This window comes from Sodaliphilus pleomorphus, assembly GCF_009676955.1.
Lineage (GTDB): Bacteria > Bacteroidota > Bacteroidia > Bacteroidales > Muribaculaceae > Sodaliphilus > Sodaliphilus pleomorphus.
On the sequence record NZ_CP045696.1, the window covers coordinates 2,126,579 to 2,144,677 of the forward strand.

Annotated in this window: 17 protein-coding genes; 7 read left to right on the forward strand and 10 right to left on the reverse strand. The window is 48.6% G+C overall.

The window, feature by feature from the left end; translation table 11 throughout:
- Nucleotides 1–2 precede the first annotated feature (2 nt).
- Nucleotides 3–1,652, forward strand: a complete 1,650-nt coding sequence (locus GF423_RS08515) for an RluA family pseudouridine synthase (RefSeq protein ID WP_154327942.1) — start codon at nt 3–5, stop codon at nt 1,650–1,652.
- Nucleotides 1,653–1,664: 12 nt separating this feature from the next.
- Here the strand turns inward: GF423_RS08515 and ubiE are convergent, their stop codons facing one another.
- The 10 genes from ubiE to GF423_RS08565 form a co-directional block, all read right to left on the reverse strand.
- Nucleotides 1,665–2,402 carry a bifunctional demethylmenaquinone methyltransferase/2-methoxy-6-polyprenyl-1,4-benzoquinol methylase UbiE gene (gene ubiE / locus GF423_RS08520; RefSeq protein WP_154327943.1) on the reverse strand — a complete coding sequence of 246 codons (738 nt, stop codon included), beginning with the start codon at nt 2,400–2,402 and terminating at the stop codon, nt 1,665–1,667.
- Nucleotides 2,403–2,498: 96 nt separating this feature from the next.
- Entirely contained in the window at nt 2,499–3,452 is a 954-nt protein-coding gene (locus GF423_RS08525; protein ID WP_154327944.1) for a phosphoribosylaminoimidazolesuccinocarboxamide synthase, read from the reverse strand.
- 75 nt (nt 3,453–3,527) lie between these two features.
- Nucleotides 3,528–4,499 (reverse strand): PhoH family protein, encoded by a 972-nt coding sequence (locus GF423_RS08530; RefSeq protein WP_154327945.1) that lies wholly within the window; start codon nt 4,497–4,499, stop codon nt 3,528–3,530.
- A gap of 85 nt (nt 4,500–4,584) precedes the next feature.
- Entirely contained in the window at nt 4,585–5,640 is a 1,056-nt protein-coding gene (locus GF423_RS08535) for a hypothetical protein (protein WP_154327946.1), read from the reverse strand.
- A gap of 495 nt (nt 5,641–6,135) precedes the next feature.
- Complete coding sequence (locus GF423_RS08540) at nt 6,136–8,694, reverse strand: leucine-rich repeat protein (protein WP_154327947.1); 2,559 nt, start codon at nt 8,692–8,694, stop codon at nt 6,136–6,138.
- 497 nt (nt 8,695–9,191) lie between these two features.
- Nucleotides 9,192–11,546, reverse strand: a complete 2,355-nt coding sequence (locus GF423_RS08545) for a leucine-rich repeat protein (RefSeq protein ID WP_154327948.1) — start codon at nt 11,544–11,546, stop codon at nt 9,192–9,194.
- Nucleotides 11,547–11,551: 5 nt separating this feature from the next.
- Complete coding sequence (locus GF423_RS08550; protein ID WP_154327949.1) at nt 11,552–11,752, reverse strand: hypothetical protein; 201 nt, start codon at nt 11,750–11,752, stop codon at nt 11,552–11,554.
- Nucleotides 11,753–11,863: 111 nt separating this feature from the next.
- Nucleotides 11,864–12,967, reverse strand: coding sequence for an IS4 family transposase (locus tag GF423_RS08555; RefSeq protein ID WP_154327950.1), 1,104 nt, complete (start codon nt 12,965–12,967; stop codon nt 11,864–11,866).
- A gap of 174 nt (nt 12,968–13,141) precedes the next feature.
- Nucleotides 13,142–13,396: a hypothetical protein gene (locus GF423_RS08560; protein WP_154327951.1), complete on the reverse strand. Its 255-nt coding sequence runs from the start codon at nt 13,394–13,396 to the stop codon at nt 13,142–13,144.
- Nucleotides 13,397–13,418: 22 nt separating this feature from the next.
- Complete coding sequence (locus GF423_RS08565) at nt 13,419–13,790, reverse strand: hypothetical protein (protein WP_154327952.1); 372 nt, start codon at nt 13,788–13,790, stop codon at nt 13,419–13,421.
- Nucleotides 13,791–14,098: 308 nt separating this feature from the next.
- On the opposite strand from GF423_RS08565, the gene GF423_RS08570 reads away from it, so the two are divergent.
- The 6 genes from GF423_RS08570 (at nt 14,099) to GF423_RS08595 (ending at nt 17,952) form a co-directional block, all read left to right on the forward strand.
- Nucleotides 14,099–14,692, forward strand: a complete 594-nt coding sequence (locus tag GF423_RS08570; protein WP_154327953.1) for a metallophosphoesterase family protein — start codon at nt 14,099–14,101, stop codon at nt 14,690–14,692.
- A gap of 4 nt (nt 14,693–14,696) precedes the next feature.
- The gene (locus GF423_RS08575) at nt 14,697–15,530 is read left to right on the forward strand and encodes a hypothetical protein (RefSeq protein ID WP_154327954.1); all 834 of its coding nucleotides are present in this window, start codon (nt 14,697–14,699) and stop codon (nt 15,528–15,530) included.
- Nucleotides 15,531–15,971: 441 nt separating this feature from the next.
- Nucleotides 15,972–16,196, forward strand: a complete 225-nt coding sequence (locus tag GF423_RS08580; protein ID WP_154327955.1) for a DUF6140 family protein — start codon at nt 15,972–15,974, stop codon at nt 16,194–16,196.
- A 5-nt stretch (nt 16,197–16,201) separates the two neighbouring features.
- On the forward strand, nt 16,202–16,882 hold the full coding sequence (locus GF423_RS08585) for a uracil-DNA glycosylase family protein (protein WP_154327956.1): 681 nt from the start codon (nt 16,202–16,204) through the stop codon (nt 16,880–16,882).
- Between the two features lie 190 nt (nt 16,883–17,072).
- Nucleotides 17,073–17,543, forward strand: a complete 471-nt coding sequence (locus GF423_RS08590; RefSeq protein ID WP_154327957.1) for an HAD domain-containing protein — start codon at nt 17,073–17,075, stop codon at nt 17,541–17,543.
- A gap of 4 nt (nt 17,544–17,547) precedes the next feature.
- Nucleotides 17,548–17,952, forward strand: a complete 405-nt coding sequence (locus GF423_RS08595) for an FtsZ/tubulin family protein (RefSeq protein WP_154327958.1) — start codon at nt 17,548–17,550, stop codon at nt 17,950–17,952.
- Nucleotides 17,953–18,099 lie beyond the last annotated feature (147 nt).

Here is an 18,099-nt window from a genome sequence, read left to right on the forward strand (position 1 = left end):
CAATGAGCAATGACAGGATACATCGGTTTCACACCAGCGTGAGCGGCATCGAGCTGCCCGCGCAGTTCACGTTTCCTTTTCACTATGTGCCCCACCCGCTGGCTGTGGCTGCCGCCGGCGAGGTGATGCGCTACGTGGCCACCCGTGTCGAGTGGCGCCATGAGTTGCAGGCAGGCAAGATGCTGGGCGTGCTGGTGGTGACTGGCGACAACGGGCTGGGTTATCTGGCCGCCTTCTCGGGCAACTTGTGTCACAGCAACGATTGGGACTACTTTGTGCCGCCCGTCTACGACCTGTTGCAGCCCAGGGGCGAGTTCAGGCGCGGCGAGGCCGCGATCACCCACCTCAATCACGTCATTGCTCAGCTCGAGCACGACGGGCAGGCCGCTGCCTGCCAGCGCCGCATCGAGGAGCTTGAGATGCAGTGCCGTGTCCACGTGGCGCAGTGGAAAAGCACCATGCGGGCCTCCAAGCAGCTGCGCGATGCCATGCGGGCCAACGGCAGTCTCAAGCCGCAGCAAGAGCAGGCGCTCATTGCCGAGAGCCAGTACCAGAAGGCCGAGCTCAAGCGCATTAAGCGCGCCAGTGCACGGGAGATTGATGCCGAGCGTGCCCGGCTCGAGGAGCACGAGAGTCGCGTGGCGCAGCTCAAGCAACGGCGCAAGACCATGAGCGAGGCGCTGCAGGAGCGCATATTCCGTCTCTTTGTAGTGAGCAACGCGCGCGGTGAGCGCAAAGATCTGGTCGACGTGTTTTCCAGCTACTACGGCTGCAAGCGGCTGCCGCCTGCCGGCACGGGAGAGTGCTGTGGGCCCAAGCTGCTGCAATATGCCTACGGCCACCACTTGCAGCCCGTGTGCATGGCCGAGTTCTGGTATGGCCGCTCGCCGGTGGGCGAGGTGCGGCACCACGGCCACTACTATCCTGCTTGCCAAAGCAAGTGCCGCCCCTTGCTCGACTTCATGTTGCAGGGGCTCGATGTGGAGAGCAATCCTCTTGCCCAGCCAAGTGCTGAAACGGTCGACGGTGAGCGTCTCGACATCGTGTACGACGACCCATGGATAATGGTCGTCGACAAGCCGGCCGGCATGCCCACAGTGCCAGGCAAGCAGTGTGCCGTCTCGCTGCTCGACCGCCTCAGGCAGCTGTTGCCTCAGGCCACAGGGCCGCTCGTCGTGCATCGTCTCGACCAGATGACGTCGGGTCTCGTGCTTGTGGCCAAAACCAAGGAGGTGCACAAGGAGCTGCAACGCCAGTTTGCCGAGCACAGCATCAAGAAGCGCTACACGGCTGTCGTGGCAGGCCAGGTGCAGGGCGAGACGGGCGTGATCGACCTGCCGTTGCGGCCCGATATCGACGACCGCCCGCGGCAGTTGGTGGACCCGCGCCACGGCAAGCCGGCTGTGACCCGCTGGAAAGTGATCAAGCGTGGCCACGACGGCACCACGCGCATTGCCTTCTATCCCCTCACCGGCCGCACCCACCAGTTGCGGGTGCACGCCTCACATCCTGGCGGACTCAACGCACCCATCGTGGGCGACATGCTCTATGGCACAGCCGGCAGTCGCTTGTGCCTGCATGCCGAGAGCATCGCCTTTGTCCATCCTGTCACTCACAAGGAGGTCACTGTTGAGTCAAAAGCCAAATTCTGAAGTGTGTGTGTGCTACTTCACAGCCGTGTAGATTGAACAGGTGCCCAGCGTGAGGCGCCGCACGCTGCAGTGCCCGAAGCCGGCCTGGCGCATGAGCTCGAGCATGGCCTGGCCTTGCGGCACGGCGGCAATGCTCTCGGGCAGATACCGGTAGGCACTCTTGTCGCCGCTCTTGAGCGAGCCGAAAAACGGAATGACGTGCATGGCATAGAGGTTGTAGAAGAAGCGCACCAGCGCGTTGCGGGGGGTCGACAGCTCGACCACACACAGCAGGCCGCCAGGCCGCATGACGCGGTACATCTCCTTGTAGCCCTGGTCGATGTGCTCGAAGTTGCGTACCCCGAAGGCCACTGTCACGGCGTCGAAGGTGCCGTCGGCATAGCGCATGTGCAGGCTGTTGCCCTGCTCAAAGGTGATGTGCTGCTCCAGGTGCAGGGCCTCGACCTTGCGGCGGGCCACGTCGAGCATGCCCTCGCTCAGGTCGATGCCGGTGAGCGTGGCGGGGTGAATGGTGTCGTAGAGCTTGACAGCAAAGTCGCCTGTGCCTGTGGCCACGTCGAGAATGTGGGCCGGATGCGCGGCTGCCACCAGTTTGCAAGCCACCTTGCGCCACCACTTGTCGATGCCCATGGTCATGGCCCGATTCATGAAGTCGTAGGCCGGGGCGATGCTGTCGAACATTGCCTGCACTTGCTGGGTTTTGCCTTGCTTGTCGCCATAGGGCATGATGTGTTCTACCTTGTTGTCCATGCTTTTAAAAGTGTAGTGTAGAGAAACAAAACAGCGCAACCCGCCGCCGTGGGCCCTCAAGCCTGTTGCGGCAAGTTGCGCAGTGGGTGATGATGGTTAACGGGTTTTCAAGTAATTTTTCACGTTGGTCTCGATGCGTGCGGCCAGGTCGACGCCTTGCTGGTCGTTGCGCTCGAAGTGTTTGCCGGTGATGTCCTCGTAGAGCTCGATGTAGCGCTCGGCCACCGACTCGCAATAGGCATCGGTCATCTCGGGCACTTGCTGGCCGGGCTTGCCCATGAAGTCGTGCTCGATGAGCCACTGGCGCACAAACTCCTTGCTCAGTTGCTTCTGCGGCTCGCCCTTTTCCAGTTTCTCCTCATAGCCGTCGGCATAGAAGTAGCGTGACGAGTCGGGCGTGTGTATCTCGTCCATGAGTATCACCTTGCCGTCGCGCTTGCCAAACTCATACTTGGTGTCGACCAGTATCAGGCCCTTGCTGGCGGCAATCTCGCTGCCGCGCTTGTACAGGGCGCGGGTGTAGCGCTCTACCGTCTCATAGTCGTCTTTGCCGATGAGGCCCTGGGCAATGATTTCCTCCTTGGAGATGTTCTCGTCGTGGCCGCTGGCAGCCTTGGTGGTGGGAGTGATGATGGGCTCGGCAAAGCGCTGGTTCTCGCGCATGCCCTCGGGCAGACGCACGCCGCACAGCTCGCGGCAGCCTTCCTTGTAGGCACGCCAGGCACTGCCGGTGAGAATGCCGCGTATGATCATCTCAACGGGGAAGCCTTCGCACTTGAGACCCACGGTGACCATGGGGTCGGGGGTGGCCAGCTTCCAGTTGGGCACGATGTCGGCCGTGGCGTCGAGAAACTGAGCGGCGATCTGGTTGAGCACCTGGCCCTTGCAGGGAATGCCCTTGGGCAGGACGACGTCGAATGCCGAGATGCGGTCGGTAGCCACCATCACCAGGATGTCGTCGTCGATGTTGTACACGTCGCGCACTTTGCCATGATAAACACTCTTTTGACCTTCAAAATGAAAATCGGTGTGAACTAATGTGTTAGCCATTTTGTTTTTGTTTGTTTTATTTGTTAAGTCGATGATGTCGCGATAGTATGTGTGTAATATACTGGGCGTGGCAGGCTACTGGCTGGCCTCGTCGCGGGCTTGCTGCTTGACCATGGCCTCGTGGCGCTCATAGGCCTCGACGATGCGTTGCACCAGGGCGTGGCGCACGATGTCTTTTTTCTCAAACTCGACGATGCCTATGCCTTTCACCCTGTGCAGTATCTTGAGCGCCTGCACCAGGCCCGATGGCGTGCTGCGGGGCAGGTCGATCTGGGTGGTGTCGCCCGTTACGATCATCTTGCTGCCCATGCCCAGGCGGGTGAGAAACATCTTGATTTGGTGAGTGGTCGTGTTCTGCGCCTCGTCGAGCACGATGATGGCGTCGTTGAGCGTGCGGCCGCGCATGAAGGCCAGCGGTGCTATCTGTATCACGTCGCCCTCCATGAGCTCGCGCAGCTTGGCGCCGGGTATCATGTCTTCGAGTGCGTCGTAGAGCGGTTGCAGGTAGGGGTCGATTTTCTCCTTCATGTCGCCAGGCAGGAAACCCAGCTTCTCGCCGGCCTCCACAGCCGGGCGCGAGAGAATGATCTTGCGCACCTCTTTGTTCTTGAGCGCCCGCACGGCCAGTGCCACTGCCAGATAGGTCTTGCCCGTGCCGGCAGGGCCCAGGGCAAAGGTGAGGTCGTTTTCGCCGAAGGTTTTCACCAGCAGCTGCTGGTTGGGGGTGCGGCCCGAGATGGGCTTGCCGTTCACGCCATACACGATCACGTCGTCCATCTTGAGCTCCTTGGGCGGCTGGCCCTTGACGGTGTCGAGTATCACGTCTTCGGTGAGCTTGTTGTACTTGAGGCAATAGGCCTCAAGCTCCTTTATCTTGTGCTCGAAGTGAGCTGTCTCCTCATCGTCGCCTATCACGGTGATCACGCTGCCGCGGGCAGCCATGCGCAGCTTGGGAAAGAGGTTGCGTATGAGTTGGATATTGGCGTTGTTCACCCCGTAGAAAACCACTGGGTCAACGCTGTCGATCAATACATGCCGTTCTATCATAGAAGATTGTAAAATCTACCGCAAAGTTACAAAAAGATTATAGATTACCGCTCATAGTGTGTAGCGTTTTTCACTGCACGCCGCACTACAATGCGGCCAGAGCGCCGCCCTGCTGCACCCCGGCACTGCCCAGGCGCTCTTGCAGCTGGCGACGGGCCTCGGGACTCTTGACGCGCTCGATGTCGTGCATGAGCTGGTCGCGCGGCACCACGCCCTTGTCGACGAGTGGCTTGAACACCGCTTCCACGTGGTTGCCAGGGTTGTTGCCCAGCCATGTGAGAAACGGCAGCGGGTTGCGCCAGTAGAGCTGGTAGACCACCGCGATGAAGTCGCGGCTGCCGCGGTTGGCAGGCTTGGTGGCCTGGAAGTCGAGCTTGGGCATGAGGCCGTGGCCGCTGTGCGGGTAGCGCAGCAGGTCCATCATGTCGAAGGCGGCAATCGAGGGGTCGTCGTCGCCCAGCGAGCCGCGCAGCTTCACAATCTTGGCTTGCGTGAGCTCGAGCGAGCCGTCTTGCAATATCGAGTACACATAGTTGCGCTCCATGCGCCATCGGGGCTCGGCCATGCCAGTGGAGTCGCCGGCGTCGATGCAGCTCGACACGCGGGTGAGCATGAGTTCGTTGCCGTCGACCACCCGGCAGGCAATCGAGTCAGAAAACAGGCGCTCCTCGTCGGGATAGTTCCACATGCCGTTGCGCGTGGGCCCGTTGGCCACGCCCACATCGATGGCATCGACCACCGTGCCGGCCTCGTTGTAGGTCACCAGCTCAACGCGCTGGTCGCGGCCCAGCTTCAGCACAAAGGCCACCAGCACGTTGCCTTGCTGCAAGGGCCGCACCCCCACGATGTAGACCTGTGCCGTGTCCTGGCCCACTCCTGTCTCGGGCAGGGCCTTGAGCAGGCGCACGGCAAGCGAGTCGCTGAGCCGCACGTTGGGCTTGGGCACCGAGTCGGGATTTGTGCTCCACAGGTTGAGCTGCTCGTCGGTCACAAGCGGTCGCACGTCGACGCCCATGGCCTCGAGAAAGGGGATGCCGTCGTCCTTGGCCTCGTCGAGCGAGATCCCGCCACCGTGGCCCCCGCAGGCAGCCAGCAGCACGCACAGCAGCCCCGCGCCACAATATAAAAATATGTTTTTCATTCCACTCCTTTTCATAAATACAAAGATAGTGCACAGCCATTACACCGCAAAAATTATTTTTCTGCCCGATGTGGTGACCGATGGTTCCACATGGGCTCTTCTGGAGGCCGATAGAATTGGGATTTGTTAGAAATGTGGTCAAAATATTTGTGTTTTGTAACCGCTAAACGGGTTTTTTTATATAGCCTAAAATCTGCAAGAAGAGCCGGTTGCTCCGTGTAGATATTAAGAGCAAACTGCCTTGCCGTCCCATACTTCAAAGCGCTGGCGCATGATTGCCGGCAATGTTATGCTGAGAATCATTGCTGGAGAAATAGATAAACAAGTGTAGTCGAAATTTGCTTGTATCATTGAAAAAGTGTATTTATACTAAATAAACACGAAAATAGGAGATAAACACCCTATGATTAGTGTTTACCTCCTACTCGATTGCTTTATATTAGAGAGAGGAGAGGAGTGGTGGCGTGGGCCTAAAGGCCCGCCATGCAGTGTTTCTCAGTTGTTGCTCAAGATGATGTTGATGAGGGCAGTCACATCGCTCACATTGACCACGCCGTCGCCGTTGAGGTCGCACACGGCGTCGCTATAGCTGGCAGTGCCCAGCACGCGGTTGATGAGGGCGGTGACGTCGGTCACGTTCACCTGGCCGTCGGCGTTGATGTCGCCGGTGGCTGCAGTCGAGTTGCTGATGACAATCTTGCCTGTTACTTCATTGCCGTTCTTTCCTATAATCTGATGTTTCTCAGCATCGAAAGCTGCACCAGCAGGGTCAACTATGCCGCAATTCTTGAGTGCGAGCGAATTGAAATGCAACAATGGTGGTTGATTCTCCTGAGTTTCTGCAGTGATATTGGCATTATCGATAACTACATCAGAACCCCAAGAAGCATCTCCTGCATGGTTTATATATTTTCCAGCAATACATGCTCCTTCAGATTTGATGTCGAGCGTACAGTTGGAAATCGTAGCGTTTCCTCCTAAGACTATGGCTACATCTTTATCACATCTCGCAGTGAGTTTTCCGCTACCCGTAATAGTTCCGTTTCTATAGAATTTAATTGCCTTAACCATGTCTCCGCTGGTGCTCACGCTGTTGTTTCCTACGAGATTTAGCGTCATGTCATATTCACTAAAGTATATCACACTGTACCTGAGAGGCTTATCACTGCTGATAGTAGCATTGTGCAGGGTGAGCGTCTTGGTGTCAGGATCGTAGCTAACCCAGCCGCTGATGCCCTCGCCGGTGATGTCTTCATTGTTAGTGTTATCCACTGCCACTGTGCCCACATTCACGCCATAGTCAACAACCTTTCCAATGACAATCTTATCTTTAATGTCAGAGAGTGTTCTGCGAAAAACAATGTTATGCTTATTAGCATAGAAATAAGCGCCTTGAGGCTGAAGAATTGCACAATCCTTGAGAGTGAGCGATTTAAGGTTATAGGTAGGATAACCATTGCCTGTAACCTGTGTCGTTACGCTGGCATTATCAATGGTAAGATCGGTGTTCCATATTTCTTTACTTGGTATGTCCACATAAGAACCCACAATACCACGGGTGTAGCCAGTAACATCAAGTGTACAACCGGAGATTGTTGCTGGTCCTCTGAAAAAGACGCCTGTTGCAGATGCACTTGTCACAGTAAGCTTGCCTTCGCCTGTGATCACAGCATTATCGTACAAGAACATACCACCTGCGGCTCCACTTGCTGAGATAGTGTTGTCGCCAACAAGATTCACCTTCACGCCATCGCTATTTACATAGAAAGCATATTCTTTAGTTGAGCCTCTATTAGTTAAGCCACGGTAATTGATAACGGCATTGTCCAGGGTGATCGTCTTTGTATCTTTATCGTAAGTGATGTTGCCGCCATCAAGGAATGCACTAATGACATTAAGAGCTGCATTATCGATATCTATATTGCCTATAGAAAATGGTAGATTTTCAATTGCTTTGATATATGCGAGTTTACCCCAATGTTCATGATTTTTATAGGCATCAATAGCTTCGGCAGGAACGTAGAGTGTTGTCCCGCTAATAAATGCATTTGAGGGGAAATATGCTGATGGAGGTGTAGTTGCATGGCAATAAACAGCTTTGAGTTTTTTGCATCCACCCAGAATTAAGCTACTACTAGTGAATGAGCTTGGGAAAGATACAGTCTCAAGAAGTTGATCTCGGAGAGCATTCATTTCAATATCTTTCAAACCTTCTTGAAAATAGATATGTTTTAGCCTCTGATTACTCAGGAAGGCGCATGTTCTTACTTTTTCAACGCCCGACGGACAAACAAATACCTCTCCTGGTTTCCCATAAGGATAATTTTCCAATGTCTTCATGTCTTTACTGTAGAGTACACCATCAACTGCCGTGTATTTAGGGTTTGATTCCGCAACGATATATTCAGTAAAAAATGGGCATTCGCGAGCAACGTTTGCACCTATTGTGGTGCATCCAGCTGGAATTTCAAGCTTAGTTATTCCAATGGTCGTGAATGCCTCCATACCAAGTACTTTTAGAGATTGCGGAAGTACCACTTCTGTTACGTTGATATGATTATCAACTGTACCAGTAGAGATTCCGTATGTACCCTCCTTAAAAGTCAATGTACCCTTAGGTCTTCCCTTCACATACACAGCCCAATCAGAGAAATAAACAACTACACCTGGCTGATTCTTCAGGAATGGGGTTCCATTAATAGGACAATGAACTGCATCGTCTAAATGCGCGGGAATATTTGTTATACTGGTTAAATTCACGGCATTACTAAACGTGTACTCCATATTTTTGAGACCGTCAGGTAATTTAACGCTTTTTACAAGGACATTGTCCTTAAAAGTACGTTCCATTGATGTTACCTTATAGGTTTTCCCATCATAGGTAACAGTGTTTGGAATCACCACATCCCCCCATGCCGAAGGACTTTGTACGATTTTTACCTCATCGTAACTGATTGATTCGTACTTCAAGTTGTCGATGGTGAAACTTACCGCCCATCCCGTCTGCGGAACAAGCAGCATTGCTAATAAAATTAATAGTAAATACTTTTTCATACAGTCTATTGTTTAATTTTAAAAATGTTGAGTCTGTTTGGTTAATTTCTGTCCAGATATTTGAGTTAAAACTGAGCTTCGATTTCTATATTGCAAATATATATAAATATATATAAAAAAGAAATAGCTCCCACCCCGATTTTAATGTTCATTAACACAATGCCCTATACAAATGATGATGGAGCCTAAAATCCGCAAGAAGAGCCGGTTGCTCCGTGTAGATATTAAGTACAAACTGCCTTGCCGTCCCATACTTCAAAGCGCTGGCGCATGATTGCCGGCAATGTTATGCTGAGAATCATTGCTGGAGAAATAGATAAACAAGTGTAGTCGAAATTTGCTTGTATCATTGAAAAAGTGTATTTATACTAAATAAACACGAAAATAGGAGATAAACACCCTATGATTAGTGTTTACCTCCTACTCGATTGTTTTATAGATAGAGAGAGAGGAGAGGAGTGGTGGCGTGGGCCTAAAGGCCCGCCATGCAGTGTTTCTCAGTTGTTGCTCAAGATGATGTTGATGAGGGCAGTCACATCGCTCACATTGACCACGCCGTCGCCGTTGAGGTCGCACACGGCGTCGCTATAGCTGGCAGTGCCCAGCACGCGGTTGATGAGGGCGGTGACGTCGGTCACGTTCACCTGGCCGTCGGCGTTGATGTCGCCGGTGGCTGCAGTCGAGTTGCTGATGACAATCTTGCCTGTTACTACATTGCCGTTCTTTCCTATAATCTGATGTTTCTCAGCATTGAAAGCTGCACCAGCAGGGTCAACTATGCCGCAATTCTTGAGTGCGAGCGATTTGAAATGCAACAATGGTTGTTGATCCTCCTGAGTTTCTGCAGTGATATTGGCATTATCGATAACTACATCAGATAACCAATAAGAATTTCTTGCAATATATTTATATTTTCCAAAAATACATGCGTAGTTAGATTTGATGTCGAGCGTACAGTTGGAAATCGTTGTGTTTCCTCCTAAGGCTATGGCTTCATCTTTATCACATCTCGCAGTGAGTTTTCCGCTACCCGTAATAGTTCCGTTTCCATAGAATGTAATTGCATTAACCATGTCTCCGCTGGTGCTCACGCTGTTGTTTCCTACGAGATTTAGCGTCATGTCATCTTCACTAAAGTATATCACACTGTACTTGAGAGGCTTATCACTGCTGATAGTAGCATTGTGCAGGGTGAGCGTCTTGGTGTCAGGATCGTAGCTCACCCAGCCGCTGATGCCCTCTCCGGTGATGCCTTCATTGTTAGTGTTATTCACTGCCACTGTGCCCACATTCACGCCATAGTCAACAACCTTTCCAATGACAATCTTATCTTTAATGTCAGAGAGTGTTCTGCTAAAAACAATGTTATGCTTATTAGCATAGAAATAAGCGCCTTGAGGCTGAAGAATTGCACAATCCTTGAGAGTGAGCGATTTAAGGTTATAGGTAGGATAACCATTGCCTGTAACCTGTGTCGTTACGCTGGCATTATCAATGGTAAGATCGGTGTTCCATATTTCTTTACTTGGTATGTCCACATAAGAACCCACAATACCACGGGTGTAGCCAGTAACATCAAGTGTACAACCGGAGATTGTTGCTGGTCCTCTGAAAAAGACGCCTGTTGCAGATGCACTTGTCACAGTAAGCTTGCCTTCGCCTGTGATCACAGCATTATCGTACAAGAACATACCACCTGCGGCTCCACTTGCTGAGATAGTGTTGTCGCCAACAAGATTCACCTTCACGCCATCGCTATTTACATAGAAAGCATATTTATTAGTCCTTCCTCTATTATTTGAACCACGGTAATTGATAACGGCATTGTCCAGGGTAATCGTCTTTGTATCTTTATCGTAAGTGATGTTACCGCCATCAAGGAATGCACTGATGACGTTAAGAGCTGCATTATCGAAATCTTTACCGCCGATGGAGAATGGTAGATTTTCAATTGCAGCGAAATGACTGAATTCGCCCCAATCTTTATGATTTTTATAGGCATCAATAGCTTCGGCAGGAACATAGAGTGTTATCTCGCTAATAACTTCTTTTGAGGGGAAAATTGCTAATGGAGGTGTAGTTGCATGGCAATAAACAGCTTTGAGTTTATGGCATCCAAACAGAAGTAAGCTACTACTAGTGAATGAGCTTGGGAAAGATACAGACTCAAGAGGTTGATCTCGGAGAGCATCACCATTAACACTTTTCACACCTTCTTGAAAATAGATATGTTTCAGATACTGATTACCACTGAAGGCGGCTTCTTCTACATCTTTAACGCCCGACGGACAAACAAATACCTCTCCTAGTTTCGCAGAAGGATAATTTTCCAATGTCTTCCTGTCTTTACTGTAGAGTATACCATCAACTGCTGTGTAATTAGGGTTTGATTCCGCAACGATATATTTAGTAAAAAATGGGCATTTGCAAGCAACGTTTCTACCTATTGTGGTGCATCCAGCTGGAATTTCAAGCTTAGTTATTAAAATTTTCACGAATGCCTCTGAACCAAGTACTTTTAGAGATTGCGGAAGTACCACATCTCCTACGCTGTTATTATAACAAACTATTTCAGAAGAGATACCGTATGTACCCTCCTTAAAAGTCAATGTACCCTTAGGATTTCCCTTCACAGACACAGCCCAATCAGAGAAATAAACAACTCCATCTGGCTGATTCTTCAGGAATGGGGTTCCATAAATAGGACAATGAACTGCATCTTCTAAATGCGCGGGAATATTTCTTATACTGGTTAATTTAGAGGCGTTATAAAACGTGTACTCCATATTTTTGAGACCGTTAGGTAATTTAACGCTTTTTACAAGGACATTGTCCTTGAAAGTACGTTCCATTGATGTTACCTTATAGGTTTTCCCATCATAGGTAACAGCGTTTGGAATAACAATATCCCCCCTGCCGAAGGACTTTGTTCGATTTTTACCTCATCGGAACTGATTGATTTGTAATTCAAGTTGTTGATGGTGAAACTTACCGCCCATCCCGTCTGCGGAACAAGCAGCATTGCTAATAAAATTAATAGTAAATACTTTTTTTTCATACAGTCTATTGTATAATTTTAAAAATGTTGAGTCTGTTTGGTTAATTTCTGTCCAGATATTTGAGTTAAAACCGAGCTTCGATTTCTATATTGCAAATATATATAAATATATTAAGTACATGACAAAAATTTGAAAACATCGAATTTAGGAGTATAAGCCGGACGCAGAAGTATGGTCGCAATCTCCTCCAAACCATACTTGACAAGCGACTTTGCCTTTCTTCCATGTTTCAGAATCCTTATCGGTTTAATATTTATATCTTTATGTTCACCAACGAGATACGCCCATACAAGAGCCATGCAGACCATCGCGACAAGTCTCGCGATGCGCTCCATATCACGCATATGGGTGTCCTCGATGTTGAAGCCGGAAGATTTCATGGCTCTGAAGGCCGTTTCTATCTCCCAACGCTTTTTGTATGTCAAAATCGCGCCCTCGGGCTGGTTGAAGCATATGAGAATCTGCAATTCCGGAACTCCATCGGAGTTTTTGATTCGGCTTCCGGCAAGATAGACATACTCGCCTTTGTGAAGAAAGAGCTTATGGAAGAATTTCTCCTGACCGACCTTCAAATCATTGAACAGCCACCAGGCACGGATTCTCTCACCGGTGGAAGGCTTGACAATCCAGAAGTTCTGACGTATTCTGATATAATACCGTATGCGACGGCTGTTGAGCCATCCTGTCCATTCCTTTCCGATGAACTCGCGGTCTGCTACAAGACAGTCGATGCATCCCGCTCCGAAAAGACGGATAAAACGTTCCATAATCTTCCTGCGTTCTTTCCAGCTGGAGTTGCCACGTTTAGGAAGAAGGCTGAATATCAATGGGAAGGCAATACCTTTATAGGTGATGCCCAACATAAGAATGTTGATATTGAACTCTCCGAACTTCCAGTTGGTGCGATCCATGCTCAACACAAGACCGGTCTTGACAGGAAGCAGCGAGAAAATCATACGGGCTATTATGTCAAGGTCAAGAACATACTTGGCAAAGAATCTTTGGAGACGTCTGAGGTTGGAATCCCTGTCGACAGCCGTAGGCATCGCATCAGCAAGTTTGTGGAGGCTGACTGTCTGCACCACACAGAGTGCGTGGAGCAGCAACGCCATAAGTTTTATGTGTGCCAGATTCATACTTTGTCCAAAGTGCTCTTGCATAATCGGGAGGATTTGGTTAACTTTGACCAAGCCCTTGGAATTAGTAGTTTTCATGGAGAAAAGTCGCCAAACTTTTCCTTTAAATTACTAATTTTCAAGGACTTTTGCAAATATAATCGACTGAAAATTAAATGTTTAACAGCATAATTTCATTTATTGTCATCTACTAAAGGAAATTAATTATAAGAACTGGCAAACATTTTCTGGGTTCCTACAATTATTTGTTGTTTACCACAATATCCCCCCGTAATAATTATCAAAATAGAAACACGCAACATTTATGTTGAGACTTTTATTTTCGACTTTAATGCCAGTATCATTTATGATTTCTATCGCTTTCTCGGCCACATATCTTTGTGAAGCAATAAACCACTCCAGCAGTTCAAACGGGTTTAAAGCCTTGAGTTCTTTCTCACTTTTATCACGGATTAAGCCGTGGGCGCAATCCGACACTTCTTTGAGACTGTTAAACTTTCTGTTCATATCTTTGTATTATTCAGTCATCTCACTTGGTTATGTTCTGTTCGAGAACCTTGAAGTGGAGGCTGAGCATTCGGCGGGCTCGTTCGTCCAGACATATGTTGGCAGTGGCACCATCTATCAGGCGGCAGCATAGCTGTATGCGGTCGGCATCGTGTTCGCGCCCAGCGTGGTCGGCAAAGCCGCGCATGAAACCCGTATCATTCAGTATGTAAAGTCTGCCACGCCAGTCGCCGGGTGAGCTGTGCGCAAATGTCTCCTCCCAGAATTGCCGCTCCTTGCGATCGATGCTCTCGCGCTTTTCAGACGCAAGAGGACCCGGGTTCATTGATTCCATAAGATATTGGCCAAGAACCTGACAATCATTGAGGTATTCACGAAATGTTTTAATTTTCATTTTCTTGTGCTTTTAAGCGTTTGTATTCTTCTACTAATGCTATGACCCATGTGCAAATCAGATGCAAAGAGCATAGAAAGCCAGTTGCGAGTGCAAAAACATAGCATGTCGTAGCAGGCAATAGTTGGCTATGCAGTAGCCCAGACTCGAGCCTACACCAAAGTAGATCACGGATTTGTTTAATGTGTGCTGTAGTTCGTCAAAAGTCATAGTTGTAATTAAATTGGGGTGATGGCGCAAAATTAGTATTTACTACTGCCATTATTTGTCAGTGAAATTTATTATCTTTGCAAAAAACAGTATTAATCATGAAAATACTCCATCTTTCCGACACGCACGGCGCGCATCATCGTCTAAGGAATCTGCCGGATGCTGACGTTGTGGTTCATTCGGGCGACTTCTGTATGGTTGGAGAGAAGCGGGAAGCACTAGACTTTCTCAACTGGTTTTGCGACCTGCCGTATCGCCACAAGATATTCATCTGCGGCAACCATGACTCATGCCTGTATGGGGCAAATATCAATGGTCTTGACGAAAATGTCCACTATCTTTGCAATTCTGGCATCGAAATAGACAGATTGAAGTTCTATGGTGTGCCTATGTTTACAGAAGACTGCATCAGCGACAGGCAGACGCGCAATTACGCCAATATCCCGACCGACACCGACGTGCTGATAACACATTCACCGGCATACGGCATACTCGATTTCGACGATGACATCAATTATGGGTCGGAAGAGATACTTATGAAGCTGTCCGACTTGCATCTCAAAGCGCATCTCTTCGGTCATATCCATCGCCAACATGGCATAACCGAACAAAACGGCACCATATCCTCCAACGGAGCGATAATAATCGATGACTATTCAAAACTTAACTCACCTAATATAATAGAGATCTAAAGTAATGATTGAAAAACAACTAAAACGAGCCATCTGGGCCATGAATGAAATTATTCAGGCATCTACCAGAGGCATCACAAGAGAAGAGTTGAGCAAAAAATGGGCCAACTCAACCTCGAACGATTGGACGGATAAGGAAATTCCCGAACGCACCTTTTACCGTATCCGGAATATGCTTCAAAGTGTTTTTGATGTAGATATCGAATGTATAAAAGGTGCAGAGCCTCGCTATCGTGTATCTTCAGAATACCTTGAGCCGGGAAGTAGTAATCTTTTGAGTCTGCTACTGAATAAGAAAGAATCAGAAAATAAATCGAAGCCATCATATATTCTTGATATTTTAAACTTGATTATGACTGGCCGGGAAATTCCGGATGAGGATGCGACAGCTGTAAAAGCTATAGCCGAAAAACTCAATAGAGTTCCGTTTGATAGTGGCAAACAGTTGATTACCTCAGTAGAAGCCGGCGAAATTCAAGGCGCTGATTGCGCAGAATGGGACGAATATTACCGCGGATATGTCTGCCTGTGGAATGAGGCTGATTATAAGAGGTCTGACCTGTGGGTATCTATTGGCATATACGATGAACGGGTACTTTTCTATATCGTCACTGCCACACAGGACTCTGCGTATCATGCAAAAGTGTCTGAATTGTTGGACGTTGACAATGGAGAAATGTATCGTGGCGATTACTGGTGGTATGAGCCTAAGGACAAATCGTTGTTCCAGCTCGACTTCCAGACGTTCCCCGACATGAAGGAAGTGAAGCGTCGTGCCGAGCTGCTTATTGCCAAAATTGCGGAACTGCCAGATGACATTCAGAAACCAGAGGCTTAAAATAATTGGAAGTTTTTTGCACTGCTGACTGCTTTTGGCAGTAGCGTGTTGTAATTTTGTGCTGTAAAACATAGCGAGCACCTGCGATAATCCTTTACAGTTCAAAATATAATTCGTAAATTTGCAATATTAACCACCTAAACGCGAAAATACGAAACAGACAGATTAGAACTACATAAGATATTGCACATCTTGCAATGACCCCATCCGATTCAGTAAAATCTGGTAAATTCTACAAGGAATCATAAGATGGAAGTCAACGGCAATCCGTGTATCCTTACCTGAGGACGCAGGCTGCTTTTGCTTCAATCTTGATTCCAGGCTTACCAGAGCCTTACCGAAAGAGAGAACCAGAAGAGTGTTGTGTCCTCTTTTTATTACACAACCGGTATCCGGCTCACCGTGAGAGACGTAATGACAAAACACTTTATACTATACACTATGGCACTTTGGAGAGTAACAGTGAAGAAATGCGGTAACGCAAACGGTCTGAAACTTGAAACCGGAATGTCAGTTGAAGTTTCTGTAAAAACCTCATCAGATCCACTAAAGTTTGGAGATGGCATGGATGCTATCTCAGATGCTTTCAGCTCAAAATACGGTTTTGATAGCCGCAAATTCCGCAGCATCAGTATGCAATATTATCTTGAATCAAAGAAAATCTAATTAGTATGAACCCGACGGAATTAGAACATATTCAGGCTCAACTACACGATCAAATTCGTAGAACAGCCATTGATTCGCCATCTGAAAATTCGTCTAACCTGATTTTAGATGGCATCTCAGATATAAATGCTTATTGCGCATCAGCACCTAAAATTATGTGGATACTAAAAGAAGCATATGGAAAAGGAACGGACTGGGATATCTGGGACGGCTACGAATCATTAGAGCAAACCTTAAACAGCCCCACATGGCAAGTTATGATGTATACTTTATATGGCATCAGAACCGGTAAACATTTTAATGATATGCCGAGGCTAAACAACAAAATGCTTGACATGCTCAAAGGTATTGCTTATATCAATATCAACAAATACGCTGCGGAATCACGTTCAGGCTCAATGCAACAAGCGTTTGAAAAGTGGCAGAATGTTCTAATAAGGCAGATTGAGTGCTATGCTCCTGATGTTATCATTTTCGGGAATACATTCTCGTTATTCGAGGCAGAAGATTTTGCAAAGGAGTCTCAAAAGATTGGTGGAGAATCTGGAAAAGCCCCCATATACGAATCTCCGAGTGGTATTTTACTGGTAGACACTTGGCATCCTAATAACACAAAAATGAAACGAGCTGAATACGTGGACTCTATCATTGACGGAATAAGGCACCATTATCCTGTAGACTGTTGATGATTAATGAATTCATCAACATTTTCAAGACGTCACATAAATAAACAGTACAACGGACGGCATAATGATAACCTGCGGTATCAATAATACTGAGCAGTATCAGGCGCGGCTTGCCGTCGGATGTAGGCCGAACAAGGATGCATTGGGCTGCCGGTTCGAACCCGGCCCGGGCTGCTAAAAAGAAAAACTGATGAATCGCCCAGTAATATTTCTTGACTTCGACGGAGTGCTCAACACCGAGCGGCATCAGGCGCGGCTTGCCGTCGAAGGTAAGCCGAACAAGGACGCGTGGGGGCCGCTTTTCGACCCTAGCGCTGTTGAGAATCTACGTTTGATTATTGATAATACCGATGCTGCTATTGTCATTTCCTCATCGTGGCGTTACGCCCATCGTCTCGGCAGTCTGCGCATGATGTGGGAGGTGCGGGAGTTGCCTGGCGAGATTATCGGCACTATCCCCTGCGGCGCCACATACATCTCGCGTGGCGAGGATATCGAATGTTGGCTTGACAAGTACGGACGCCCCGATTACGTGATAATCGACGACCTCGACGACTTCTCCCCGGCTCAGCACGACCTTTACATTGAGACAAATCCCATTGTCGGCATCACGGATGCCGACGCACAAAAGGCAATCGAAATACTAAACTCTAAAGTATAATACAATGAACAACGGAATCACAATCTGGAACGGTTATCCCGTTCATGGCGACATCAAGGAACTCGACCGCATCATTGAGTCGGAGGGCTTAATTACACTTGATAAGGATGATGTTGCAAGTGTGCTTTCCACCGAGGGAGAAAGCTATGTGACATCAGGAGTTAACGCCGACCTTGGCGAAGCTTTTAACGAAGCCGTCAACGCCCTGCCTTGTAAGGTTGATAAGGTAGATGAATTACTAGTTGGTTTCCGCTTCGGTAACAGACAGCCCGAAATGTCAGGGTTGTCATCAATCACCGACACGCTGTCAGAAGTCAATCCTGACATCAATATTATGTGGGGTATTTCCTCAGATGAATCTCTTGGTGATTCCTACAAGGTGGTGTTGGTCGCATCGGTGAAGGCTTAGACCCGGTTCAAAAACATATCTTCATTTTTTGTTATCGCCTGACAGCTTTTGGCAGGCGGCAGGGATAACTTTGTCCCTAAACTTCGAACCGTAGAATATGAAACAGAATACATAAGTTTTATGCGTGCTAGATTCATACTTTGTCCA

What these genes read in the sequence shown, in the direction of transcription:
- GF423_RS08515 (WP_154327942.1), top strand. Translation starts at nt 3, where the DNA reads ATGAGCAATGACAGGATACATCGGTTTCACACCAGCGTGAGCGGCATC.
- ubiE (WP_154327943.1), bottom strand. Translation starts at nt 2,402, where the DNA reads ATGGACAACAAGGTAGAACACATCATGCCCTATGGCGACAAGCAAGGC.
- GF423_RS08525 (WP_154327944.1), bottom strand. Translation starts at nt 3,452, where the DNA reads ATGGCTAACACATTAGTTCACACCGATTTTCATTTTGAAGGTCAAAAG.
- GF423_RS08530 (WP_154327945.1), bottom strand. Translation starts at nt 4,499, where the DNA reads ATGATAGAACGGCATGTATTGATCGACAGCGTTGACCCAGTGGTTTTC.
- GF423_RS08535 (WP_154327946.1), bottom strand. Translation starts at nt 5,640, where the DNA reads ATGAAAAACATATTTTTATATTGTGGCGCGGGGCTGCTGTGCGTGCTG.
- GF423_RS08540 (WP_154327947.1), bottom strand. Translation starts at nt 8,694, where the DNA reads ATGAAAAAGTATTTACTATTAATTTTATTAGCAATGCTGCTTGTTCCG.
- GF423_RS08545 (WP_154327948.1), bottom strand. Translation starts at nt 11,546, where the DNA reads ATGGAACGTACTTTCAAGGACAATGTCCTTGTAAAAAGCGTTAAATTA.
- GF423_RS08550 (WP_154327949.1), bottom strand. Translation starts at nt 11,752, where the DNA reads ATGAAAAAAAAGTATTTACTATTAATTTTATTAGCAATGCTGCTTGTT.
- GF423_RS08555 (WP_154327950.1), bottom strand. Translation starts at nt 12,967, where the DNA reads ATGAAAACTACTAATTCCAAGGGCTTGGTCAAAGTTAACCAAATCCTC.
- GF423_RS08560 (WP_154327951.1), bottom strand. Translation starts at nt 13,396, where the DNA reads ATGAACAGAAAGTTTAACAGTCTCAAAGAAGTGTCGGATTGCGCCCAC.
- GF423_RS08565 (WP_154327952.1), bottom strand. Translation starts at nt 13,790, where the DNA reads ATGAAAATTAAAACATTTCGTGAATACCTCAATGATTGTCAGGTTCTT.
- GF423_RS08570 (WP_154327953.1), top strand. Translation starts at nt 14,099, where the DNA reads ATGAAAATACTCCATCTTTCCGACACGCACGGCGCGCATCATCGTCTA.
- GF423_RS08575 (WP_154327954.1), top strand. Translation starts at nt 14,697, where the DNA reads ATGATTGAAAAACAACTAAAACGAGCCATCTGGGCCATGAATGAAATT.
- GF423_RS08580 (WP_154327955.1), top strand. Translation starts at nt 15,972, where the DNA reads ATGGCACTTTGGAGAGTAACAGTGAAGAAATGCGGTAACGCAAACGGT.
- GF423_RS08585 (WP_154327956.1), top strand. Translation starts at nt 16,202, where the DNA reads ATGAACCCGACGGAATTAGAACATATTCAGGCTCAACTACACGATCAA.
- GF423_RS08590 (WP_154327957.1), top strand. Translation starts at nt 17,073, where the DNA reads ATGAATCGCCCAGTAATATTTCTTGACTTCGACGGAGTGCTCAACACC.
- GF423_RS08595 (WP_154327958.1), top strand. Translation starts at nt 17,548, where the DNA reads ATGAACAACGGAATCACAATCTGGAACGGTTATCCCGTTCATGGCGAC.